Genomic DNA, 18825 nt, shown 5'->3' with positions numbered 1-18825 from the left:
TATACATATTGTGTATTACATAATAGTAGCCATAATGGCTTTTTGCATATGTAAGCGATTTTCTGCTTCGTCAAAGATAACCTGTGCTTGTTCTTCGAAGACTTCGTCAGTGATTTCTTCTTCTCGATGGGCGGGTAAACAATGCATAACAATGGCATCGGGTTGTGCTACGCTAAGAACATTTTTGTTGACTTGAAATCCTTTGAAAATCTTAAGCCGTGCTTCGTATTCATCTTCTTGGCCCATACTAGCGTATACATCTGTGTAGAAAATGTCGGCATTTTCAGCAGCCAACATTGGATCATTTAGAATTTCAATAGAACCACCTGACTTTTTAGCATCAGCTGCGGCTAATTCAATAATTTCTTTATTGGGTTCGTAGCCTTTAGGGCCAGCAAAAGTGAAATGCATACCGAGTTTGGCACAGGCAAACATTAAAGAATGGGCCATATTATTACCATCACCAATAAATGTTAATTTTTTGCCGGCTAAATCATTACCTTTATATTCCATGGCTGTCATCATATCAGCCATAGCCTGACATGGGTGTAATAAATCTGTCAGTGCATTGATGACAGGCACATCAGCATATTGGGCAAGTTCTAATACTGTATCATGAGCAAAGGTACGAATCATAATGCCATCTACATAACGGGATAGTACACGGGCTGTATCCTTAATTGGTTCACCACGGCCAATTTGTAAATCGCGGCTAGAAAGAAAGAGTCCTTGCCCTCCTAATTGGTAAATACCTGTTTCAAAGGATACACGAGTACGGGTAGACGATTTTTCAAAAATCATACCGAGTGTTTTGCCTTGTAAAAAAGGATGAGGAATGCCTGCTTTTTGTTTTTGTTTTAAATCAGCGGCTAAATCTAATAGTTGCCATATGTCTTCAGTAGTAAGATCGTGGATAGAAATAAAATCGTCACCGTGTTTCATAAGTTGCTCCTTTGCTAAGATAGTTACTGTGGTTAGTATTAAAAAGTAAAGTAATAGAGGTCAAATTTACTATAGCGGCTACATTTGATATAGTGACCTATGTATAGTCAAGTTTATCCTACATGCGTTGGTAATACGTCATTTAATATGGAAATGAGTTGGTCAACATGTTTTTTTGTGATAGTTAGTGGTGGGACAAAACGAAGAACTGTGTTTGCCGTACAATTAATGATGAGCCCTTTTTGTAAGCTGTCATTCACAATATCCCGACCTGGTTTAGTGAGTTCTACGCCTACCATGAGTCCTTTACCACGTACATCGGTGATAAGTGTAGGATAGCGTGTTTTTAAATGAAGTAGTTGTTCTAGTAGATAATCGCCTACCGTTGTAGCATTTGCCATGAGCTGTTCGGTTTCAATGGCAGTTAATACAGCATTAGCGGCGGCACAAGCTAGAGGATTACCACCAAAGGTGGAGCCGTGATCGCCTGCTTTAAAGGTATGAGCCAATTTATTAGTACTTAGAAAGGCTCCAATAGGGACACCACCAGCTAGGCCCTTGGCGAGTGTTACAATATCTGGTTGGATGCCAAAATGTTGATAGGCAAAAAATTTACCAGTTCGGCCCATGCCAGCTTGTATTTCATCGATGATGAGAAGCACATCGTGTTTGTCGCAAAGATCCTTTACTGCTTGTAAGTAATGGGCAGGAGGGACATGTACGCCTCCTTCCCCTTGAATTGCTTCTAATAAGATAGCACATGTTTTATCTGTGACTTTAGCAGTAAGGGCATCTATATCGCCATAGGGCACATAGTCAAAGCCAGCTGGTAAGGGACCGAAACCTTGATGATATTTGTCTTGGCCCGTAGCAGTTAGTGTAGCGATGGTACGACCGTGGAAACTATGAAGGGCTGAAATAATTTGGATTTTTTCTGGGTCTTTAGCTGTAGCGTATTTACGGGCTAGTTTGATGGCGCCTTCATTAGCTTCAGCGCCTGAGTTAGCAAAAAACACTTTGTCCATGCCACTCAAAGCTTTGAGCTTAGTAGCAGCGTTTGCTTGGACTTCTGTGTAGTAGAGATTGGAACAATGGATCATTTTACTCGCTTGTTCCGTAATAGCGTTTACTAATGGAGGATAGTTATGACCAACTATATTAACAGCAATACCCGCTAAATAGTCTAAATATTTATTGCCATTAGCATCGTATAAGAATGGCCCTTCGCCATGGTCAAGAACAATGTTATACCGTGCAAAGACGGGGAAATAGTCAGTTTTATCGTGAGTTATAATATCGGTTGTATTCATGGGAAACCTCCTTAAATAATTTCAGTACCAATTCCTTTATTGGTGAATAGTTCGAGTAATAAGGCATGTGGCTCGCGACCGTCGATGATACTAACTCGTTTTGTGCCACACTGGAGGGCGTGTAATACGGCTTCCACTTTAGGAATCATCCCCCCTTGGATGGTACCGTTTTCAATCATGATAGTCGCTTCAGCTTGAGGAATACTCGATAGAAAGGATTTTGGGTCATCTAATGAGGTATAAATTCCTTTGGTGTTAGTTAACATGAGGAGTTTTTCAGCCCCTAAGGCACCAGCTACTTCGGCTGCTACATAGTCTGCATTGATATTGTAGGTTGTTTCACCTTTACCAGCACCGATTGGTGAAATGACGGGTACATATCCATTATCGAGTAAATCATTGATGAGCTGTGTATTGACAGCAGTTACTTCACCTACAAAACCAATATCTACATGGTTGGTTTGGCCATTGGCTTCATGTATTTCTGCTAGTTTCTTATGGGCTTTTAATAGATTGGCATCTTTACCAGTGAGACCGATGGCAGGGATGCCAAGGCTGTTTAGACGGCTTACAATTTCAGCGTTGATTTTACCGCCTAATACCATTTGGGCAATTGTTACTGTTTCTGCATCAGTTACCCGTAAACCACTTACAAAAGTGCTAGTTTTGCCTATTTTTTCTAAAAAATCTGTTATATCGGGGCCACCACCATGGACGAGGACAGGGCGAATGCCAATACATTTCATGAGGGCAATGTCTTGCATGACTTTATTTTTTAGTTCTTCGCTAATCATAGCATTGCCACCATATTTGATGACCATTGTCTTACCGGCGAATTTTTGAATATAGGGGAGAGCTTCAATTAGGATGGAGGCTTTGCTAGCGGCACTCAAGGTAGTATGGGCAGCGATTTCAGCAGGGTTATGGACCGTGGCTATATTAATATCGTTAAGTTCGTTAATCATAGGAAGGCTCCTTTCAGAGAATGGATATGACTATGTATGGATGCTAGATGTTATTATGTGTTATGGATAAGAGGGATCATAGCAAGCTAGGTTGTATGACGGCCGTATCAGGTATGATATTCACCATTAATTTTTACATAATCATAGGTTAGGTCGCAGGTCCAAACAGTAGCTTGGGCCTCTCCTTCGTCGAGTTCTACCGTGACCGTAATATCATGAGCACTCATAATATCTTGGAGTTTCTTTTCGTTATAAACGGCACCCATGCCATTCTTAAAAATGATAATACCACCAATTTTTAGAACTGTAGTATCAGGATTCATAGGCGCTCCGGCGTAACCAGCTGCACAGATAAGGCGGCCCCAGTTTGGATCTTCACCAAAGAAGGCTGTTTTTACGAGCGGTGAGTTCGCAATGGTCATACCTACTAATTTAGCGTTTTCGAAATCAGTGGCTCCTTCGACATTGATAGTAATAAATTTACTAGCCCCTTCGCCATCGGCAGCAATTTGTTTAGCAAGCGACACAGTGATAGCCATGAGGGCTTCTTGGAACAAGTAAAAATCGCTGTTTTCTGTATCAATAAGTGTATTTTCAGCGGCTCCATTAGCGAGTACAATGGCCATATCATTAGTGCTCATATCGCCGTCTACGGAAATCATGTTAAATGATTTATTAACACAGGCGTGTAAGGCTTTTTGTAAGAGGGTAGGCGTAATAGCGATATCGGTGGTGATGTAACAAAGCATAGTTGCCATGTTAGGACGAATCATACCGGAACCTTTAGCAATGGCACCCATATGAATGTCTTTGCCGTCAATTGTAAAATGTGTGCTTGCAGTTTTAGAGTAAGTATCCGTTGTAAGGATAGCTTTGCCTGCCAATTCGGTACCCTCAAAGGATAAGCTATTGACTAAGGTAGGAATGGCTTTAGTTATATCGTTAATTGGTAGTTGTTGACCAATTATACCTGTAGAACCGACGATGATGTCATTTGGTGAACAATGAAGAGCTTCAGCGGTTGCTTTGGCCATAGTGTGTGCGTCGGCTAAGCCTTGCGCACCGGTACAAGCGTTGGCACAACCTGAGTTAGAAATGATAGCATGAGCGGTACCAGTTGCCACGGTTTCTTTGGAGACATAGACAGGCGCTGCGGCTACTTTATTTTGGGTGAAAGTGCCGGCTACGGCTGCTTTTTTATCGGTATAAATAAGAGCTAAGTCATGTTTGCCACTTTTCTTTAAACCAGCTTGGATGCCGATGGCTTGAAATCCTTTGGCATAGGTAACACCGTGAGACATTGTATCTAAAGTAATGGTTTGTTTCATAGGAAAGACCTCCTTGGTCGTGAAAAAGTTATGGGGAATGGCTACTGTCATAAGAGGAGTAGCTATATATGATTTCGTAATTGTTTAAACGTCTTATGGATACATAGGAACTAGTTGTAAGCCAGTTGTTTCTTCGTAACCACAAGCAATGTTTAAGTTTTGGATGGCTTGACCAGCGGCGCCTTTTACTAAATTATCGATAGCGCTGAGAACAATGACACGGTGCGTTCGTGGATCTATATGCCAACCTAAATCAATGAAATTGGAACCGCGTACATATTTTGTATTAGGGTAGGCCCCTTCACCTCGTAATCGGACAAAGGGTTCCTTACCATACATTGTTTCAAAGGTTTTTGTTACGTCATCATCTGTAACTTTGGCATGTAATGTTGCATAGGCTGTAGCTAAAATACCGCGACTCATAGGAACTAGATGCGGTGTGAAGTTAATCAGTAAAGGAGCTCCGTTTAAATCACTTAAAGCTTGTTCTATTTCAGGTGTATGCCGATGAGTGGCTACACCGTAGGCTTTAAAGGCATCATAAAATTCAGGATAGTGTGTATCTTGTTTCGGTGACCGTCCGGCACCAGAGGTTCCTGATTTGGCATCAATGATTATTGAGTTTGTATCGATGAGTTTATGTTGTATTAAGGGGGCTAATGCTAAGATAGAAGCTGTTGTATAGCACCCCGCGTTGCCGATGATTTTGGCGGTTTTAATGGCTTCACGATTTAACTCGGCTAATCCGTATACGCTAGGTGCATTGGGATGGGTATGAGGCACATGGTACCAGGTTTCATAGATTGTGGTATCGTTGAAACGATAATCTGCACCTAAATCGATGATTCGGACGGGGGTATCCTGTAAAGCTAGGCCAACTTTCATAGCGTGACCATGAGGCAAGGCGATGAAGATAAAATCACTATCATTAGCGATAGTGGGTAAGTTTTGGAGGCTTTCTAAGATTAAGTTAGTCAGTCCGAATAAATGGGGATAGACTTCGCTTAGTGCTAGGCCCTGATGACTTTCAGAGGTTACGTGGGTTAATGTTACTTTTGGATGTTGTAATAATAATTTGACTAATTCAGCGCCTGCATAGCCAGTGGCGCCAATAATACTTACTTTGATCATGATGAAACACCTCTAATACCTAATTAAATATGCATGTATATATGTATATACTTTTTATGTAGTTAGCGATTCACGACGAATTGTTAGCTTTAATTATGTGAATCTTTAAATATAATTTGGAATTAATATTCGTTTAATGTGTATAAAAATTCTATGGTTGAAATTATACACCTTTGAGGAATAAAAATGCAATATTGAATTATAAAAATACACGAAAGTCTATATATTACTTAAGAATATGAAATATGATATTATGTAATTATCTTCATTGATATCACTAAAATGAAGGGGAGAGTAATGGTTCTTTTTTAGCTTTTAAAACTATAAAAATGTATAAAAAAACACCGTTGGCTAAAGCTAACGGTGTTTTGATAGTATGGTATTAGGTGATATTAATCACAGCAACATTAAATAGGGAAGGTATAATAAGCAAAGAGAATGGCTAACGGCATGGTTATGGCGGAGAGTAATGTTGTTGACATAACTACCTGGGTAGCAAATTCTGGATTGTTTTTCATTTCAAAAGCAATGAGGGCTGTATTAACAGCTGATGGTACGCTATAAGTAATAATAATAGCTTGTGCTGCTATAGGATCCACTGGTTTATAAAGGAAGATATATAGTAGCATAACGACGCAGGCGAGAATAGGACCACCGATTAGTCGTAAGGACGTTGTTACCATAACATCCTTTTTGAAGAAATTATAAGGAGTACGACTCATTTGAACGCCTAAGGTAATCATGGCCATTCCAACAAAAGCACTGGCAAAGATGTTGAGTGGAGACCATAGGACTAATGTTGTTAAATCATAGGGAATTAGGCGCGCTAACAAAGCGGCTGGGGCCGCATATAATACAGGCATGTGGAATACGAGTTTTAGCGCATCGTGGCGTGTTAAAAGGCCGGAGCCAGCTTGATAAAAGCCTAAAGTATTACAGAAGATAGTCTGAATAATAAATGTAGCAATAACGGCTACGATGCCAGCTTCTAAGTACGGTGTTTGCCCATCAACAATGTAGGGCATATTGGAGAACACGAAGGTAGCTATGGCCACCCCAATGTTACCACCATTATTAAACATGGTGGCATTGCGTACGATTTGCGTCTTTTTTCGATCATAGCCAAAAAATTTGGAGACGCCTAAGGCCATAAAACTATTGGAGAATAAAATAATAAAGGCACATACTGAAATGCCAATACTTTCTGTTGTTAGATGAGCTGTATATAGAGACCTAAATACATAGGCTGGGAGCAAAATAAAAAAATTTAATTTGCTCAATGAGCGTAAGTCAAGATTGAAATTTTTATCCAAAATAAAGCCTACAGCCACTAAGACTAAAATTGGAACGACACTTGTCCAGAAGATATGCAGAAATAATGACAATAGAATGGCCTCCTTTACATTTCTATTACACTATGTTTCATTTATACTATAACGCAATTGCAATATAAAAAACAACTAAAAGGATGGTAAATATATTGATGAGTTGATATTTTTTTATATGGTTAGATGAGTAAGGAAAAATTGGCATTTTAAAGAGGGGCTTTATATTACATTTATCTTATAAATAGAGTATAATGAATTTACAAATAGTTATTTTACTAGGCGTAGTAGAATAGCAGGGTAGATGTTAGAAGTAAAAAGCTAAGTTAGGTAGTGTAATTTAGCAAAGTAAGGAGGCAATTTACATGAAACGGTACAGAATGTGGCTTATGGTAGCTTTGAGTGCTATGGCTTTAGCGGTGTCTGGTTGTGGGGGCTCGTCTAATGATCAGAAGGCGGCACAAGCAACTAAATCAGAATCCATCACTGTATCGGCTGCAGCTAGTTTACAAGCAGCAGCTAATGAATTAAAGGATAATTTTATTAAATCGCGTCATTTAGATCCGACTCAGATTACGCTTAATTTTGGTGGTTCTGGTACTTTACGCCAACAAATTGAAAATGGAGCACCAGCAAGTATTTTTATTTCTGCTGATGAGAAAAATATGCATCAGTTACAGGAAAAGAATTTAGTAACAAAAGTGAAACCATTAATATCTAATTCATTAGTATTAATTGTTCCTAAAGATAAACCACAAATTACGCTAGAACAAGTGCCCAGTGTGAATCGCCTAGCCTTAGGGACCGTTGAGACAGTACCGGCTGGTAAATATGCGAAGCAGGCATTGACTAAATTGAATCTCTGGAATCAAGTAGAAAGTAAGATTGTGTATGCTAAAGATGTTAAGGCCGTAGCTGCATATGTGGCTGAAGGCTCTGCCGATGCAGGTTTTGTATATAAAACAGATGCCATTGATTTAAAAGATCGTGTGCAAATAGTGGCTACAGCGCCGAGTGATAGTCATGATCCCATTCGTTATCCAATTGCGCTCGTAACTAAATATGACAATGAATTAGCACAGCAATTTTATGAATATTTAACCAGTAAAGAAGCACAACAAATTTTACAAAAATATGGTTTTACAAGTATCGATAATAGTGCTAAGTAGTGTAAATTAGACATAGTATAAGAAAGGTTATTAAATATGAGCCCTTTATGGCTATCGCTAGAGGTAGCAAGCATTGCTCTCTGTAATATAGTCATAGGGGGCTTATTGCTTTGTTATATTTTGAAACGGTATCGCTTTCCTGGTAAAGCGTTAATCGATTCGATTGTGACCCTGCCACTTGTATTGCCACCTGTGGTAGTGGGATTTGCCTTATTATTAGTATTTACACCTGGAAGTGCGTTGGGTGCTTGGTTAGATATGTATGGCTGGCAAGTGGTGTTTTCTAAAGTAGGCGCGATTCTGGCCTCTTCTATTATTGGGTTTCCTTTATTTTATCAAACGGTGCGCACGGCATTAGGTTCTATTGATTCTTCAGTAGAAGATGTAGCTCGTACATTAGGGGCTTCGGAGTGGCGTATCTTTTTAACAATTTCTATTCCTTTGGCTTGGAAAGGAATTTTGACAGGGAGCATTTTGGCTTTTAGTCGCGCCCTGGGAGAATTTGGCGCCACTATATTAATTGCTGGCAATATTCCTGGTGTAACTAGAACGATGCCATTAGCCATTTATTCATTAGTAGAGTTTGGCGATTATGCGGGAGCTTTTGAGTTAGTTATTTATATTTGTGCACTTACATTAGGCCTCCTTTGGACTGTACATTTTATTACGAAGGGGTCATTGTTTAAATATGAAGAAGAACGCTAGGAGGTACGGATATGATATGTTTTGATATAGCCGTACAACGGCCTACTATTTTAATACAAGGAGCAGGTTCTCTTGGTGCAGGGATTACGGCACTAACCGGTGCATCGGGTAATGGCAAATCCACATTAATCAAGAGTTTGGCTGGTTTAATAAAACCTAAGAGCGGTTATATTAAGCAGGATGATGTATATTGGTTTAATAAATCTGAAAAAATCTTTTTAAAGCCACAACAGCGTCAGGTTGGATATATGCCACAGGGGAATATTATTTTTCCTCATATGAGTGTTTTGCAAAATATTACGTATAGTAAACGAGGCGATGAAGTTTTGTTGGCCCGGATTATGGAACGGCTACAACTAGAGCGATATAGCCATACGAAAGCTGGTAAGTTATCTGGTGGTGAACAGCAACGGGTAGCTTTAGGCCGAGCTTTGTATGCTAAGCCTTGTATATTGTTGCTCGATGAGCCTTTATCTGCATTAGACTGGACATTGCGTCATCAAGTGCAAGCTGATATTGTGGACATTATTAAAGAGTGGAATATTCCTTGCTTGTGGGTGACTCATGATGAGGAGGAAGCACAAATAGTGGGTCATAATCATTGGTATTTTGAAAAGGGTGTCCTTAAGGGGACACAATAGTAGATAATATAAGAAAAAGCCCCCAATTGGGGGCTTTTTCTCGTACTGTTACTATGGAAACCACTTGGTTTCAAATCATATAGGACGCCACTTGGCGTTAGTACTAATTGAACTTTCAAAATATATAATAGGAAGGAAATACTTATTCCTCATATGCTAGGGACTAAAGTTAAATCAGTAATAGAACACTTGATTATGTAAAAATTAGCACTTGCTTTTATAATGAATAGCTCACTTGAGTACTGTGTATGGCACAGTTTGTTTTAAATTATAAAGTTGTTTCGATGTGTTGGGAGAAGAATGCTTGTGGGTGAGCACATACTGGGCAAACTTGAGGAGCTTCTGTACCTACATGAATGTAACCACAGTTTGCACAAATCCATGCTACTGGCTGTTCGCGTTTGAATACACGGCCACCATTTACATATTCTACCAAGTCAAGATAACGTTGTTCGTGACGAGCTTCGATTTTACCAACTTGTTCAAATAAGTAAGCAATTTTAGTGAAGCCTTCTTCTTTTGCTACTTTAGCGAATTCAGGGTACATTTCAGTGTGTTCGTAGTTTTCACCAGCAGCTGCATCTTTTAAGTTGACAACTACATCAGCGTTTACGTCGCCACCATGCAATAATTTGAACCATACTTTAGCATGAGCGCTTTCGTTCAAAGCAGTTTCTTCAAAATAATCAGCAATTTTGTTTAAACCAGCTTTGCGAGCTGCAGAAGCGTAGTAAGTATATTTGCGGTTAGCTTGGGATTCACCAGCAAAAGCGGCTTGTAAATTTTGTTCTGTTTTTGTACCTTTTAATTCAGACATGTTAATCTCTCCTTCTTATTGTAGTAACTTTACTACAATCATAATGTACTTACAAAATGAAGTAAAAAATTAAATAGCTTAGAAATACACTTTATAATGTTTACAACAATTCAAACTAATGAATAATCATTGTTGATTACATTATAGACTATGAAAATGAGAAAATCAAGTGCTAAAATCGAAAAGAGTCAAAAAATATTTATTTGATAATGTTTATCAATGCTTGATTTTGCTGGCATTTTGGGATATTCGTTACTGGATAAAGGGATAATTAAGCTGTTTGTGTAAATGAGAATTGATATCGCTTTGTAAAGAAGTTCAATGAGAATATCCTAAATTTTAGTAGGAATTAAAAAAGAAATCTACTACGTGTAGTACAGAATATATTTTTATATACCATACATAGTGTATAGTAGAAACTATTTCAATAGTAGAAAAAAGTACGCATAAAGTTTGATTCAGTATATAATATAAAGTATAAAAGAATCAAAATAGTAAGATATACGTATAGAGAATAGCACCTTACATAGGATGGCTATAGTATTGAATGTATTTAGAATTATTGGACGTAGTAGTGGTGAATGTGGTTAAGGAGGCAACTATGGCATTTGTACGATATTATGTAGGTGATGTGGTGAAAATGAAAAAATCACATCCTTGTGGTAGTGATGAATGGGAAGTTCGTCGTATTGGTACTGACTTTACCATAGTGTGTCGTGGTTGTGGGCATCAAGTGATGATTGCTCGTCCTAAGTTTGAGAAAGCTGTAAAGAAAATTGTTAGTCGTGTAGTGCAAGAAGGGACCTTAGATGGAGCGAATGCACAGACTCCGGCAAATGGTAAAGTAGACCCTTTAGGTGGTGAGTAATTTGGTTAAATTGACGAATTATGCTGCTAAAGGTGGCTGTGCCTGTAAGTTAGGTCCTCACATTTTGCAGTCTGTCTTAACTGGCTTAGAATTCCCAACCAATGAATCTGTTTTGGTTAATATGCAAGGCTCTGATGATGCAGGTGTATATCAAATAAGTAATGACATGGCGTTGGTACAGACTGTTGATTTTTTTACGCCTATTGTGGATGATCCATATCTGTTTGGTCGAATTGCAGCAGCCAATAGCTTGAGTGATGTATATGCTATGGGAGGTACTCCACTGACGGCTATGAATTTAGTAGGATTTCCCGTGCCTTTGGTAGAGCAAGGTGCATTGACTGCTGTTTTAGAAGGCGCTATGAGCGTATTAAAAGAAGCTCAGGTTGTAGTCGTGGGGGGCCATAGTATTGAAAATGAAACTCCTATTTTTGGTATGTCCGTGACTGGTCATGTGAATCCTCATAACATATGGCGTAATAGTGGGGCGCAAGTTGGTGACGTATTGATTCTTACGAAACCGCTGGGCACGGGTATTATGAGTACAGCCTTGAAAGGGGATTTATTTCAGGCTGGAACAGAGGAAGCTACTCAGAGTATGGGGACCTTAAATAAAGAGGCTCGTGAGATGGCACAAGCCTTTACTGTACATGCCTGTACAGATATTACGGGCTTTAGTTTGCTTGGTCATAGTTGTGAAATGGCAGAGGGCAGTGGCGTATCTATTGTGCTTCAAACGGAAGCATTGCCTTTGTTTACTGGCGCTATTGAAGCTGCTGAAATGGGCTTAGTGCCGGCGGCGACTTATGGCAATCGTAAGGCCATTACATCGGTGACCGGATTTGAAAAATTGGCTCCTGTGTGGAGTGATATTTGTTATGATCCGCAGACGTCAGGAGGATTATTGTTAGCCGTACCTGCTGAGGAAAGGGATGCTTTGTTATTGGCATTAAAGCAGGCAGGGCTGACACAGGCACGCCATATTGGTCATGTTGCAGTGAAAGGAGAGTATGCAGTATATGTTAAATAAAGATAATAACAAAATAGTTAATACAGCCTTAGTAGGTGCTAATAATATAGTAGTGGATGTGCGTGGTTCATTATGTCCAACGCCAGTAATTGAAACGAAAAAAGCTATGGAAGACCATCCTGGCGCTGTATTTACGACTATTGTAGATAATGAAGTAAGTCGTGATAATGTAGCTAAATTTGGGCAATCTCGTCAGTGTAATGTAACGATAACGGCTGATGGGGCTGATTTTTATGTAACATTAATACCTGTTACTGTTACAGATGAAACTCCAATAGGTGATGGTGTGACTTTGGTAGAAACACCGGCTACTATGGCCATGTTAGATACACCAGCCTCAGTGGGCGGTAAAGTATTGTTGGCAACCAAAGATTACTTAGGAGAAGGTAATCAAGAATTAGGTCGCACATTGATGAAGACCTTTTGGTTTTGTTTAACCGAGGCGGACGTAAAGCCAGCTAAAGTATTCTTTATCAATAGTGGTGTTAAAATGGTAACCGAAGAATCTGAACATTTAGAAAATCTTCAGAAATTGGTTGACGCAGGGGTTGAAATAGCAGCTTGTGGCATTTGTTTAGATTTTTATGGCTTAAAAGAAAAAGTGGCAGTCGGTTCTATTACAAATTTATATGCTGTTACAGATGCCATGATGATGGAGTCAATGATAACGCTATAAAAATATTGAATAATCGATTATATGAGGACACTGCGTATGGAGCTTTTAATTGTTTTTACAGATTATTATTTTGCTACCAAGGCTGAGAAAGTATTAAAAGCAGCTGATATTAAGTTGCAATTAATTCCGACACCAGCAGTTTTACATCATGCGTGTGGTTTATGTATTTTATGTGCTAAAGATGATTTAGTACGAGTCCTTGCCGTTTTAAAAGAGGCGCGGGTATCGCATTCTGGTGTATATGAGTATGATCGAGCTGCGAAAAAGTGTAGTAAATTAACTGTGCTATAGATAATTCGTATGGCACTACTTTACTTGACTAATGAAAAAGTCTACGCATCCAATTTATGGAGCGTAGACTTTTATTGTTATATAAATTTAAAATTGTAAGTTTATATTATATGCTGATAGGAAAAAAGACCGTGATTTAAACAATAGACTAATAATTTTCCGCCACGCTTTAAGCGAGGTAATTGTATAGCTGGTTCTTGTTCTGGATATAATCTTTGTAGCCAAATAAAATCGTCATATATATAAGCTACAAAATATATATATTCTTCTTTCGTCATGGTGTGAGTAAAAGTTAGATAGTTAGCACCGTCAATACTAATTACGTTTGGTTTATGAGTGGTATCATTTAACATAGCTGTTAGGGCTGTCAGTGAGCGTCCGCAACAGGTAATCGTAGTTGTGCTAGTACTAGTTAGAATATTACCACAATGAGGGCATACAAATATTTTTAAACGACGTATATTACCAGTATCTATAGTATTAAGTGATAAATTTCCTTGTAAAAGTTTTAAGATATCTGCGCCTAATAGTTGGGCTAATGGCTCCCATAGTGTGATATCAGGAATGCCTTTACCACATTCCCATTTAGATATGGTTTTGTTGGTGATATGAAGTGCCTCAGCTAATTGTTGTTGTGTTAATTGTTTTTCCTTGCGCAATTGAGAAATCAATTGTCCAATTTTTTCTGTATCCATAATAACTCCTGTTTGGGGACAATAAATTTATAGTTAATTTATCTTTGCTGTTTTAATGATTGTGCTAAAATTAAAACTAATTGTTGTTAGCAAGATAGCAATTTAAAGACGTCTTTCATAGTAAGTGTAATATAAAAAGTCTACGCACACAATCTATGGAGCGTAGACTTTTTTACATATGGAATTTATGGTGTTTATTACTCATCAAGACTGAATTTATCGGGGGATGAGGAATGGCTGGAGGGGTGACTTGATTTACTTGTACGTGAAGTAGAATTAGAATCTGTTGTTGTTTTAGACTCTAGTTCTGTATTTGAATAATCAGTAGAGTCCGTCTCGCCACTAGTTAATTGTAAATTTGAATAATAGGCTTTATCTGCTTCGCGATTAGAAATGATTCCTTGTTGTGCCATTAAGGTTAACACCGTTCGTTGTCGCTCTTTGGCAACTTTATAATTTTTAATAGGATTATAGTAGGATGGGGCTTGTGGTAAACCCGCTAATAAGGCTGATTGGCCTAAGGTTAAATGGGCCGGTGTAGTGTCAAAATAACCGTTACTAGCTTGGTAAATACCATAATAATCATTGCCATAATAGATTGTATTTAAATACATGGCTAAGATTTCATCCTTGGTATAATAGTATTCCATTAAATACGCTAAAATAACTTCCTCTACTTTACGCGACATAATTCGTTTTGATGATAGAAATAGGTTTTTTACTAATTGTTGCGTAATGGTGCTACCGCCTTCTACGGTTTTACCAGCTGTCACATTGGTATAAAAGGCACGGCCAATACCAAATACATCAATAGCGCCGTGATCATAAAAGCGTTTGTCTTCTGTTGCTACGAGCGCTTCTTTTAAGTGTGTGCTAATTTGGTCTCCTTTCACTTGTTGATTTTGAGGCACACGGTTATGAAGGGCTGTTTGTACAGCCTCTTTAAAATGGAATAAACGATTAATACGCTCTGTACGACTTAGTTGGTCTTCTGTAGATTCAAGAGATTCTTCGCGCTGTGTATGAGGGCTTCGAGGTGTATTAGTGTCTTCAGGGGTATAGCCTGCAAACCAGTATAAGCCAAGCCCTAATACGATAAGTGTTAGTAATAATTTAAATAGAAGTTTCATGGCTCTATCATACCATATGTTAGAAAATAAGCTAGTCCTTTTTATGCATAGTTATCATATATTTGGTAAAAAGAAATTGTACATGAAAAAAGGTTATTTCTTTCTTCATACAGATGAAATAAAAATTAATTTATAGTAAAATAGAGTAAAATAAAATTAATACTATAATTGTATTAATATGAAAATTGATTATTGTGATATACATTTCTAAATTAAGTGTCAAGTGTTAACAAGGAGGTCTCTATGAAGGGGCGTATCGTTAGTGTTTCTTATTGGCCGGCACCTTTGCGTTATTATGAAGCGGTAGCAGCAGATCGTGGTTCATATAATGAAGTCATAGGTGCTATGGAACAAGCGGCACAGGCGATTAAAGCAAGCAAACCGCAAACTATTTTAATATTAAGCCGTTATCAATTGACGCTAAATGATGCTTTAGGTTTTAGCCCACAAGCGCGTTTGCGAGGGGCTATTCCTTTGACGAATGGGACTACATTTACTGTAGGCCTTGAAACAGATAGTGTGTTTAATCAGGCATTACAACTTCAAAGTGAACGCATGGGCATTCCCTTGACGAGTATTTTGGATAGTTTACCGATTATTTCAACGGATGACTATTTATTACATCATACGGCTACGATTCCACTTCATTTCCTATCAGAACAAGGGTTGACTAATAAGCAAATTGTTCGCCTTACAATGGGGCGTTTAAGCTATGAAGAGTTATATACTTTTGGGCGAGTTGTTCAGTTAGCGGCTGAATCTTCAGGGCGTCGCGTAGCCGTTATTGGGAGCGCTAATTTATTACCTAATCATTGGGTTAATGGTGTAGATAAAAATTTAGATGTAAATATTGGTATTATGCAAGCATTAGGTGATCAGCAGCCACGTATTTTGCAAGAGTTAGGGTATCCGGCAGAAGAAGATTATTCCTTGCGTACAGCAGCGTTTGTGCTGGGGGCTGTTAGTGGTCTTAATGGGAGTGTTGAAACGCATCACTTTTCATCTGTGAATGGGGAAACGTATGGTTTAGTGCAGTATAAACTTAAACAAAAATAAATTTCTGTATATTTTTACAAAAATACTTGCATTAATATTCGTTAGTATGTATAATGTTACACATGAAATAGAGAAATCCATTTTAATGAAAAGCAAGTTGAGGTGTTTATAATGAGTGACATTAAAAAAGTAGTATTAGCATATTCCGGTGGTCTTGATACGTCTGTTATTATTCCCTGGCTTAAAGAAAATTATGGCTGTGAAGTTATTGCTGTTTGCTGTAATCTTGGTCAACCAGAAGATTATGCGGCCGTTGAAAAGAAAGCCATTAAATCAGGTGCCTCTAAAGCCTATATTTTAGATGTACAAGAAGAATTCGTGGCTGATTATATTTGGCCAACTGTCAAAGCTGGTGCCGTATATGAAGGCAAATATTTATTAGGGACTTCTTTTGCCCGTCCGTTGATTGCTAAAAAATTAGTAGAAGTGGCTAAGCAAGAAGGGGCGGATGCGATTGCTCATGGCGCTACTGGTAAAGGGAATGACCAAGTACGTTTTGAGTTGACGATTAAAGCATTAGCACCTAATACTAAAATTATTGCCCCATGGCGTGAATGGGATTTGAAATCTCGTGAAGATTGCATGGAATTTGCAGCTAAACATGATATTCCAGTAGTAGCGACTAAATCTCATCCTTATAGTATGGATCAAAATGTATGGCATTTATCGCATGAAGGTGGCGACTTAGAAGATCCTGCAAATGCACCTAAAAATGATGTGCATTTAGTTTGTAAATCTCCAGAAGAAGCACCTGATACCCCAGCTCTAGTATCGATTGAATTTAAAGAAGGGGTGCCAGTGGCTGTTAATGGTAAAGCGGGCACACCACTTGAGTTATTACAAACATTAAATGAATTGGGTGCGGCTAATGGAGTCGGCATTGTTGATATTGTTGAAAACCGTTTAGTGGGTATGAAATCCCGTGGCGTGTATGAAAATCCAGGTGGAGCTATTATCATGTATGCCCATCGTGAATTAGAATACCTTTGCCTTGATCGGGCTACTTACCATTACAAAGAATTAGTGGCTAATAAATATGCAGAACTTGTATATGATGGTATGTGGTTTGCACCATTAATGGCAGCGTTACAAGCATTTGTTGATGAAACACAGAAAACAGTAACAGGTACGATTAACTTGAAATTATATAAAGGTAATATTATCAGTGCTGGTGCTACATCTCCTTATTCCTTATATAATCAGGAATTTGTTACATTTGAAGAAGATGATGTATATAATCAAGCTGATGCAGAAGGGTTCATTAATCTCTTCGGATTACCACTTAAAATTAATGCATTGATGAAAGAAAAGGCAGGTAAATAAATGGCTAAACTTTGGGGTGGCCGTTTTACAAAGGGGACTGACAAAGCGGTAGAGGACTTTACGTCCTCTATCGCTTTTGATGCCCGTATGTATGCGGAAGATATTGCAGGTAGTAAAGCACATGCGAAGATGCTAGCAAAACAAGGTATCATTTCACAAACTGATTGTAATGATATTGTAGCTGGCTTAACAGACATTCAAAAACAGATTGAAGCAGGCACTTTCGACTTTTCCGTGGCCTTGGAAGATATTCATATGAATATTGAAAAACGATTAACTGATGCCATTGGTGAAGCTGGTGGACGGCTCCATACAGGACGTAGCCGTAATGATCAATGTGCTGTAGATCTTCATATGTATGTCCGTAAAACGGTCGTTCATATGGGTGAATTGCTTGTTAATCTACAAAAAGCGTTGCTTGAGGTAGCTGAAAAACATCAAGATATAATTATGCCGGGGTATACGCATTTACAACGGGCGCAGCCAGTTTTATTTAGTCATCATATGATGGCTTATTTCTCTATGTTTCAACGTGATTTTGATCATTTGCCATTGATTTATAAACATGCTGATGTTATGCCTTTAGGTGCAGGGGCTTTAGCAGGAACTACCTATCCAATTGATCAAGCCTATACGCAAGAACTATTGGCATTTAGTAAAATTTACGAAAATAGTATGGATGCAGTTAGTGACCGTGATTATGTACTTGAATTTTTGCATTTTGCTTCTACTGTTATGATGCATTTAAGCCGTTTAAGTGAAGAACTTATTATTTGGTCGAGCACCGAATTTGGTTTTGTTGAACTTGACGATGCACATTGTACAGGCTCTAGTATTATGCCACAGAAGAAGAATCCTGATGTGTGTGAGCTTGTTCGTGGTAAAACGGGACGTATTTATGGCCATTTATTGGGCTTATTGACTACAATGAAAGGCCTTCCACTTACATATAATAAAGATATGCAAGAAGATAAAGAAGGTATCTTTGATGCGGTTGATACTTTACATTTTGCCTTATCCATTATGGCAGATATGTTGCGCCAGATGAAAGTAAATGGAGAACGTACTTATGCAGTATTAGCTAATGATTTCTCCAATGCTACGGATATGGCGGATTATTTAGCCAAAAAAGGGGTTCCTTTCCGCGAAGCACATGCAATTGTGGGGGAAGCGGTGCAACATTGTATTCAAAATCATTGTGTATTGCTTGATTTGACAGTAGAGGATTTTAAAAAGATTTCCCCTGTATTTGAAGCGGATATATTAGAAGCTATTACGATTGAAGCTTGCGTAGCTGGCCGTAAAAATTACAGTGGTACGGCGCCTGAATGTGTGGCGCGTCAACGGCAAGTGGGAGCAGCTCAAATCGAGGAAGAAGAAGCACAATTGGCAACATGGGCTGATCAACTGGGGAGGGTTTAAT

The 18825-nt window shown here is 38.5% G+C and carries 19 protein-coding genes; 10 read left to right on the top strand and 9 right to left on the bottom strand.

Annotation, left to right across the window (positions count from 1 at the left end; translation table 11 throughout):
* Positions 1-15 precede the first annotated feature (15 nt).
* From argF to DYE54_RS06295, 6 genes are all read right to left on the bottom strand, one after another.
* Positions 16-942: an ornithine carbamoyltransferase gene (gene argF / locus DYE54_RS06320; protein ID WP_115310442.1), complete on the bottom strand. Its 927-nt coding sequence runs from the start codon at positions 940-942 to the stop codon at positions 16-18.
* Positions 943-1055: 113 nt separating this feature from the next.
* Complete coding sequence (locus DYE54_RS06315) at positions 1056-2252, bottom strand: acetylornithine transaminase (protein WP_115310441.1); 1197 nt, start codon at positions 2250-2252, stop codon at positions 1056-1058.
* An 11-nt stretch (positions 2253-2263) separates the two neighbouring features.
* Positions 2264-3217, bottom strand: coding sequence for an acetylglutamate kinase (argB, locus tag DYE54_RS06310; RefSeq protein ID WP_115310440.1), 954 nt, complete (start codon positions 3215-3217; stop codon positions 2264-2266).
* A 107-nt stretch (positions 3218-3324) separates the two neighbouring features.
* Positions 3325-4545 carry a bifunctional glutamate N-acetyltransferase/amino-acid acetyltransferase ArgJ gene (gene argJ, locus DYE54_RS06305; RefSeq protein WP_218564761.1) on the bottom strand — a complete coding sequence of 407 codons (1221 nt, stop codon included), beginning with the start codon at positions 4543-4545 and terminating at the stop codon, positions 3325-3327.
* A 93-nt stretch (positions 4546-4638) separates the two neighbouring features.
* Entirely contained in the window at positions 4639-5676 is a 1038-nt protein-coding gene (argC, locus tag DYE54_RS06300; protein WP_218564760.1) for an N-acetyl-gamma-glutamyl-phosphate reductase, read from the bottom strand.
* 407 nt (positions 5677-6083) lie between these two features.
* Positions 6084-7061 (bottom strand): AEC family transporter, encoded by a 978-nt coding sequence (locus DYE54_RS06295; protein ID WP_115310439.1) that lies wholly within the window; start codon positions 7059-7061, stop codon positions 6084-6086.
* A gap of 305 nt (positions 7062-7366) precedes the next feature.
* On the opposite strand from DYE54_RS06295, the gene modA reads away from it, so the two are divergent.
* The 3 genes from modA to DYE54_RS06280 are packed head-to-tail and all read left to right on the top strand — an operon-like array spanning position 7367 to position 9516.
* Positions 7367-8170 carry a molybdate ABC transporter substrate-binding protein gene (gene modA, locus DYE54_RS06290; protein WP_115310438.1) on the top strand — a complete coding sequence of 268 codons (804 nt, stop codon included), beginning with the start codon at positions 7367-7369 and terminating at the stop codon, positions 8168-8170.
* 36 nt (positions 8171-8206) lie between these two features.
* Positions 8207-8875, top strand: coding sequence for a molybdate ABC transporter permease subunit (gene modB, locus DYE54_RS06285; RefSeq protein ID WP_115310437.1), 669 nt, complete (start codon positions 8207-8209; stop codon positions 8873-8875).
* Positions 8876-8886: 11 nt separating this feature from the next.
* Positions 8887-9516: an ATP-binding cassette domain-containing protein gene (locus DYE54_RS06280; RefSeq protein ID WP_115310436.1), complete on the top strand. Its 630-nt coding sequence runs from the start codon at positions 8887-8889 to the stop codon at positions 9514-9516.
* A gap of 268 nt (positions 9517-9784) precedes the next feature.
* On the opposite strand, the gene rbr is transcribed toward DYE54_RS06280, so the two are convergent.
* Positions 9785-10333: a rubrerythrin gene (gene rbr / locus DYE54_RS06275; protein WP_115310435.1), complete on the bottom strand. Its 549-nt coding sequence runs from the start codon at positions 10331-10333 to the stop codon at positions 9785-9787.
* Between the two features lie 601 nt (positions 10334-10934).
* On the opposite strand from rbr, the gene DYE54_RS06270 reads away from it, so the two are divergent.
* From DYE54_RS06270 to DYE54_RS06255, 4 genes are read left to right on the top strand one after another with little or no spacing between them, the layout of a single operon-like run.
* Positions 10935-11201: a DUF951 domain-containing protein gene (locus tag DYE54_RS06270; protein ID WP_115311099.1), complete on the top strand. Its 267-nt coding sequence runs from the start codon at positions 10935-10937 to the stop codon at positions 11199-11201.
* Positions 11194-12231, top strand: coding sequence for a selenide, water dikinase SelD (gene selD, locus DYE54_RS06265; protein ID WP_422822099.1), 1038 nt, complete (start codon positions 11194-11196; stop codon positions 12229-12231). The genes DYE54_RS06270 and selD overlap by 8 nt, the downstream gene beginning before the upstream one ends.
* Positions 12221-12907, top strand: a complete 687-nt coding sequence (yedF, locus tag DYE54_RS06260; RefSeq protein WP_115310433.1) for a sulfurtransferase-like selenium metabolism protein YedF — start codon at positions 12221-12223, stop codon at positions 12905-12907. The genes selD and yedF overlap by 11 nt, the downstream gene beginning before the upstream one ends.
* A gap of 36 nt (positions 12908-12943) precedes the next feature.
* A complete protein-coding gene (locus DYE54_RS06255; RefSeq protein ID WP_172460568.1) occupies positions 12944-13198 on the top strand; it encodes a putative Se/S carrier protein in 255 nt (84 codons plus the stop codon).
* A gap of 101 nt (positions 13199-13299) precedes the next feature.
* Here the strand turns inward: DYE54_RS06255 and DYE54_RS06250 are convergent, their stop codons facing one another.
* The gene (locus tag DYE54_RS06250) at positions 13300-13893 is read right to left on the bottom strand and encodes a helix-turn-helix domain-containing protein (protein ID WP_115310431.1); all 594 of its coding nucleotides are present in this window, start codon (positions 13891-13893) and stop codon (positions 13300-13302) included.
* A gap of 197 nt (positions 13894-14090) precedes the next feature.
* Complete coding sequence (locus DYE54_RS06245) at positions 14091-15023, bottom strand: transglycosylase domain-containing protein (RefSeq protein WP_115310430.1); 933 nt, start codon at positions 15021-15023, stop codon at positions 14091-14093.
* 243 nt (positions 15024-15266) lie between these two features.
* Here DYE54_RS06245 and DYE54_RS06240 point away from each other — a divergent pair, with 243 nt between their 5' ends.
* From DYE54_RS06240 to argH, 3 genes are all read left to right on the top strand, one after another.
* Complete coding sequence (locus DYE54_RS06240) at positions 15267-16079, top strand: class III extradiol ring-cleavage dioxygenase family protein (RefSeq protein ID WP_115310429.1); 813 nt, start codon at positions 15267-15269, stop codon at positions 16077-16079.
* A gap of 111 nt (positions 16080-16190) precedes the next feature.
* The gene (locus DYE54_RS06235) at positions 16191-17402 is read left to right on the top strand and encodes an argininosuccinate synthase (protein ID WP_115310428.1); all 1212 of its coding nucleotides are present in this window, start codon (positions 16191-16193) and stop codon (positions 17400-17402) included.
* Positions 17403-18824 carry an argininosuccinate lyase gene (argH, locus tag DYE54_RS06230; RefSeq protein WP_115310427.1) on the top strand — a complete coding sequence of 474 codons (1422 nt, stop codon included), beginning with the start codon at positions 17403-17405 and terminating at the stop codon, positions 18822-18824.
* The last annotated feature ends 1 nt before the right edge of the window (position 18825 follow it).

The sequence above is a fragment of the Veillonella criceti genome, assembly GCF_900460315.1.
Lineage (GTDB): Bacteria > Bacillota > Negativicutes > Veillonellales > Veillonellaceae > Veillonella_A > Veillonella_A criceti.
Note: the sequence above shows the minus strand (reverse complement) of the source record. Positions and strands in the feature narration are given on the sequence as shown.

Excerpts from the sequence above, each read along its gene's own strand:
- argF (WP_115310442.1), bottom strand. The coding sequence starts at position 942 with ATGAAACACGGTGACGATTTTATTTCTATCCACGATCTTACTACTGAA.
- DYE54_RS06315 (WP_115310441.1), bottom strand. The coding sequence starts at position 2,252 with ATGAATACAACCGATATTATAACTCACGATAAAACTGACTATTTCCCC.
- argB (WP_115310440.1), bottom strand. The coding sequence starts at position 3,217 with ATGATTAACGAACTTAACGATATTAATATAGCCACGGTCCATAACCCT.
- argJ (WP_218564761.1), bottom strand. The coding sequence starts at position 4,545 with ATGAAACAAACCATTACTTTAGATACAATGTCTCACGGTGTTACCTAT.
- argC (WP_218564760.1), bottom strand. The coding sequence starts at position 5,676 with ATGATCAAAGTAAGTATTATTGGCGCCACTGGCTATGCAGGCGCTGAA.
- modA (WP_115310438.1), top strand. The coding sequence starts at position 7,367 with ATGAAACGGTACAGAATGTGGCTTATGGTAGCTTTGAGTGCTATGGCT.
- modB (WP_115310437.1), top strand. The coding sequence starts at position 8,207 with ATGAGCCCTTTATGGCTATCGCTAGAGGTAGCAAGCATTGCTCTCTGT.
- DYE54_RS06280 (WP_115310436.1), top strand. The coding sequence starts at position 8,887 with ATGATATGTTTTGATATAGCCGTACAACGGCCTACTATTTTAATACAA.
- rbr (WP_115310435.1), bottom strand. The coding sequence starts at position 10,333 with ATGTCTGAATTAAAAGGTACAAAAACAGAACAAAATTTACAAGCCGCT.
- DYE54_RS06270 (WP_115311099.1), top strand. The coding sequence starts at position 10,935 with ATGGCATTTGTACGATATTATGTAGGTGATGTGGTGAAAATGAAAAAA.
- yedF (WP_115310433.1), top strand. The coding sequence starts at position 12,221 with ATGTTAAATAAAGATAATAACAAAATAGTTAATACAGCCTTAGTAGGT.
- DYE54_RS06255 (WP_172460568.1), top strand. The coding sequence starts at position 12,944 with ATGGAGCTTTTAATTGTTTTTACAGATTATTATTTTGCTACCAAGGCT.
- DYE54_RS06250 (WP_115310431.1), bottom strand. The coding sequence starts at position 13,893 with ATGGATACAGAAAAAATTGGACAATTGATTTCTCAATTGCGCAAGGAA.
- DYE54_RS06245 (WP_115310430.1), bottom strand. The coding sequence starts at position 15,023 with ATGAAACTTCTATTTAAATTATTACTAACACTTATCGTATTAGGGCTT.
- DYE54_RS06240 (WP_115310429.1), top strand. The coding sequence starts at position 15,267 with ATGAAGGGGCGTATCGTTAGTGTTTCTTATTGGCCGGCACCTTTGCGT.
- DYE54_RS06235 (WP_115310428.1), top strand. The coding sequence starts at position 16,191 with ATGAGTGACATTAAAAAAGTAGTATTAGCATATTCCGGTGGTCTTGAT.
- argH (WP_115310427.1), top strand. The coding sequence starts at position 17,403 with ATGGCTAAACTTTGGGGTGGCCGTTTTACAAAGGGGACTGACAAAGCG.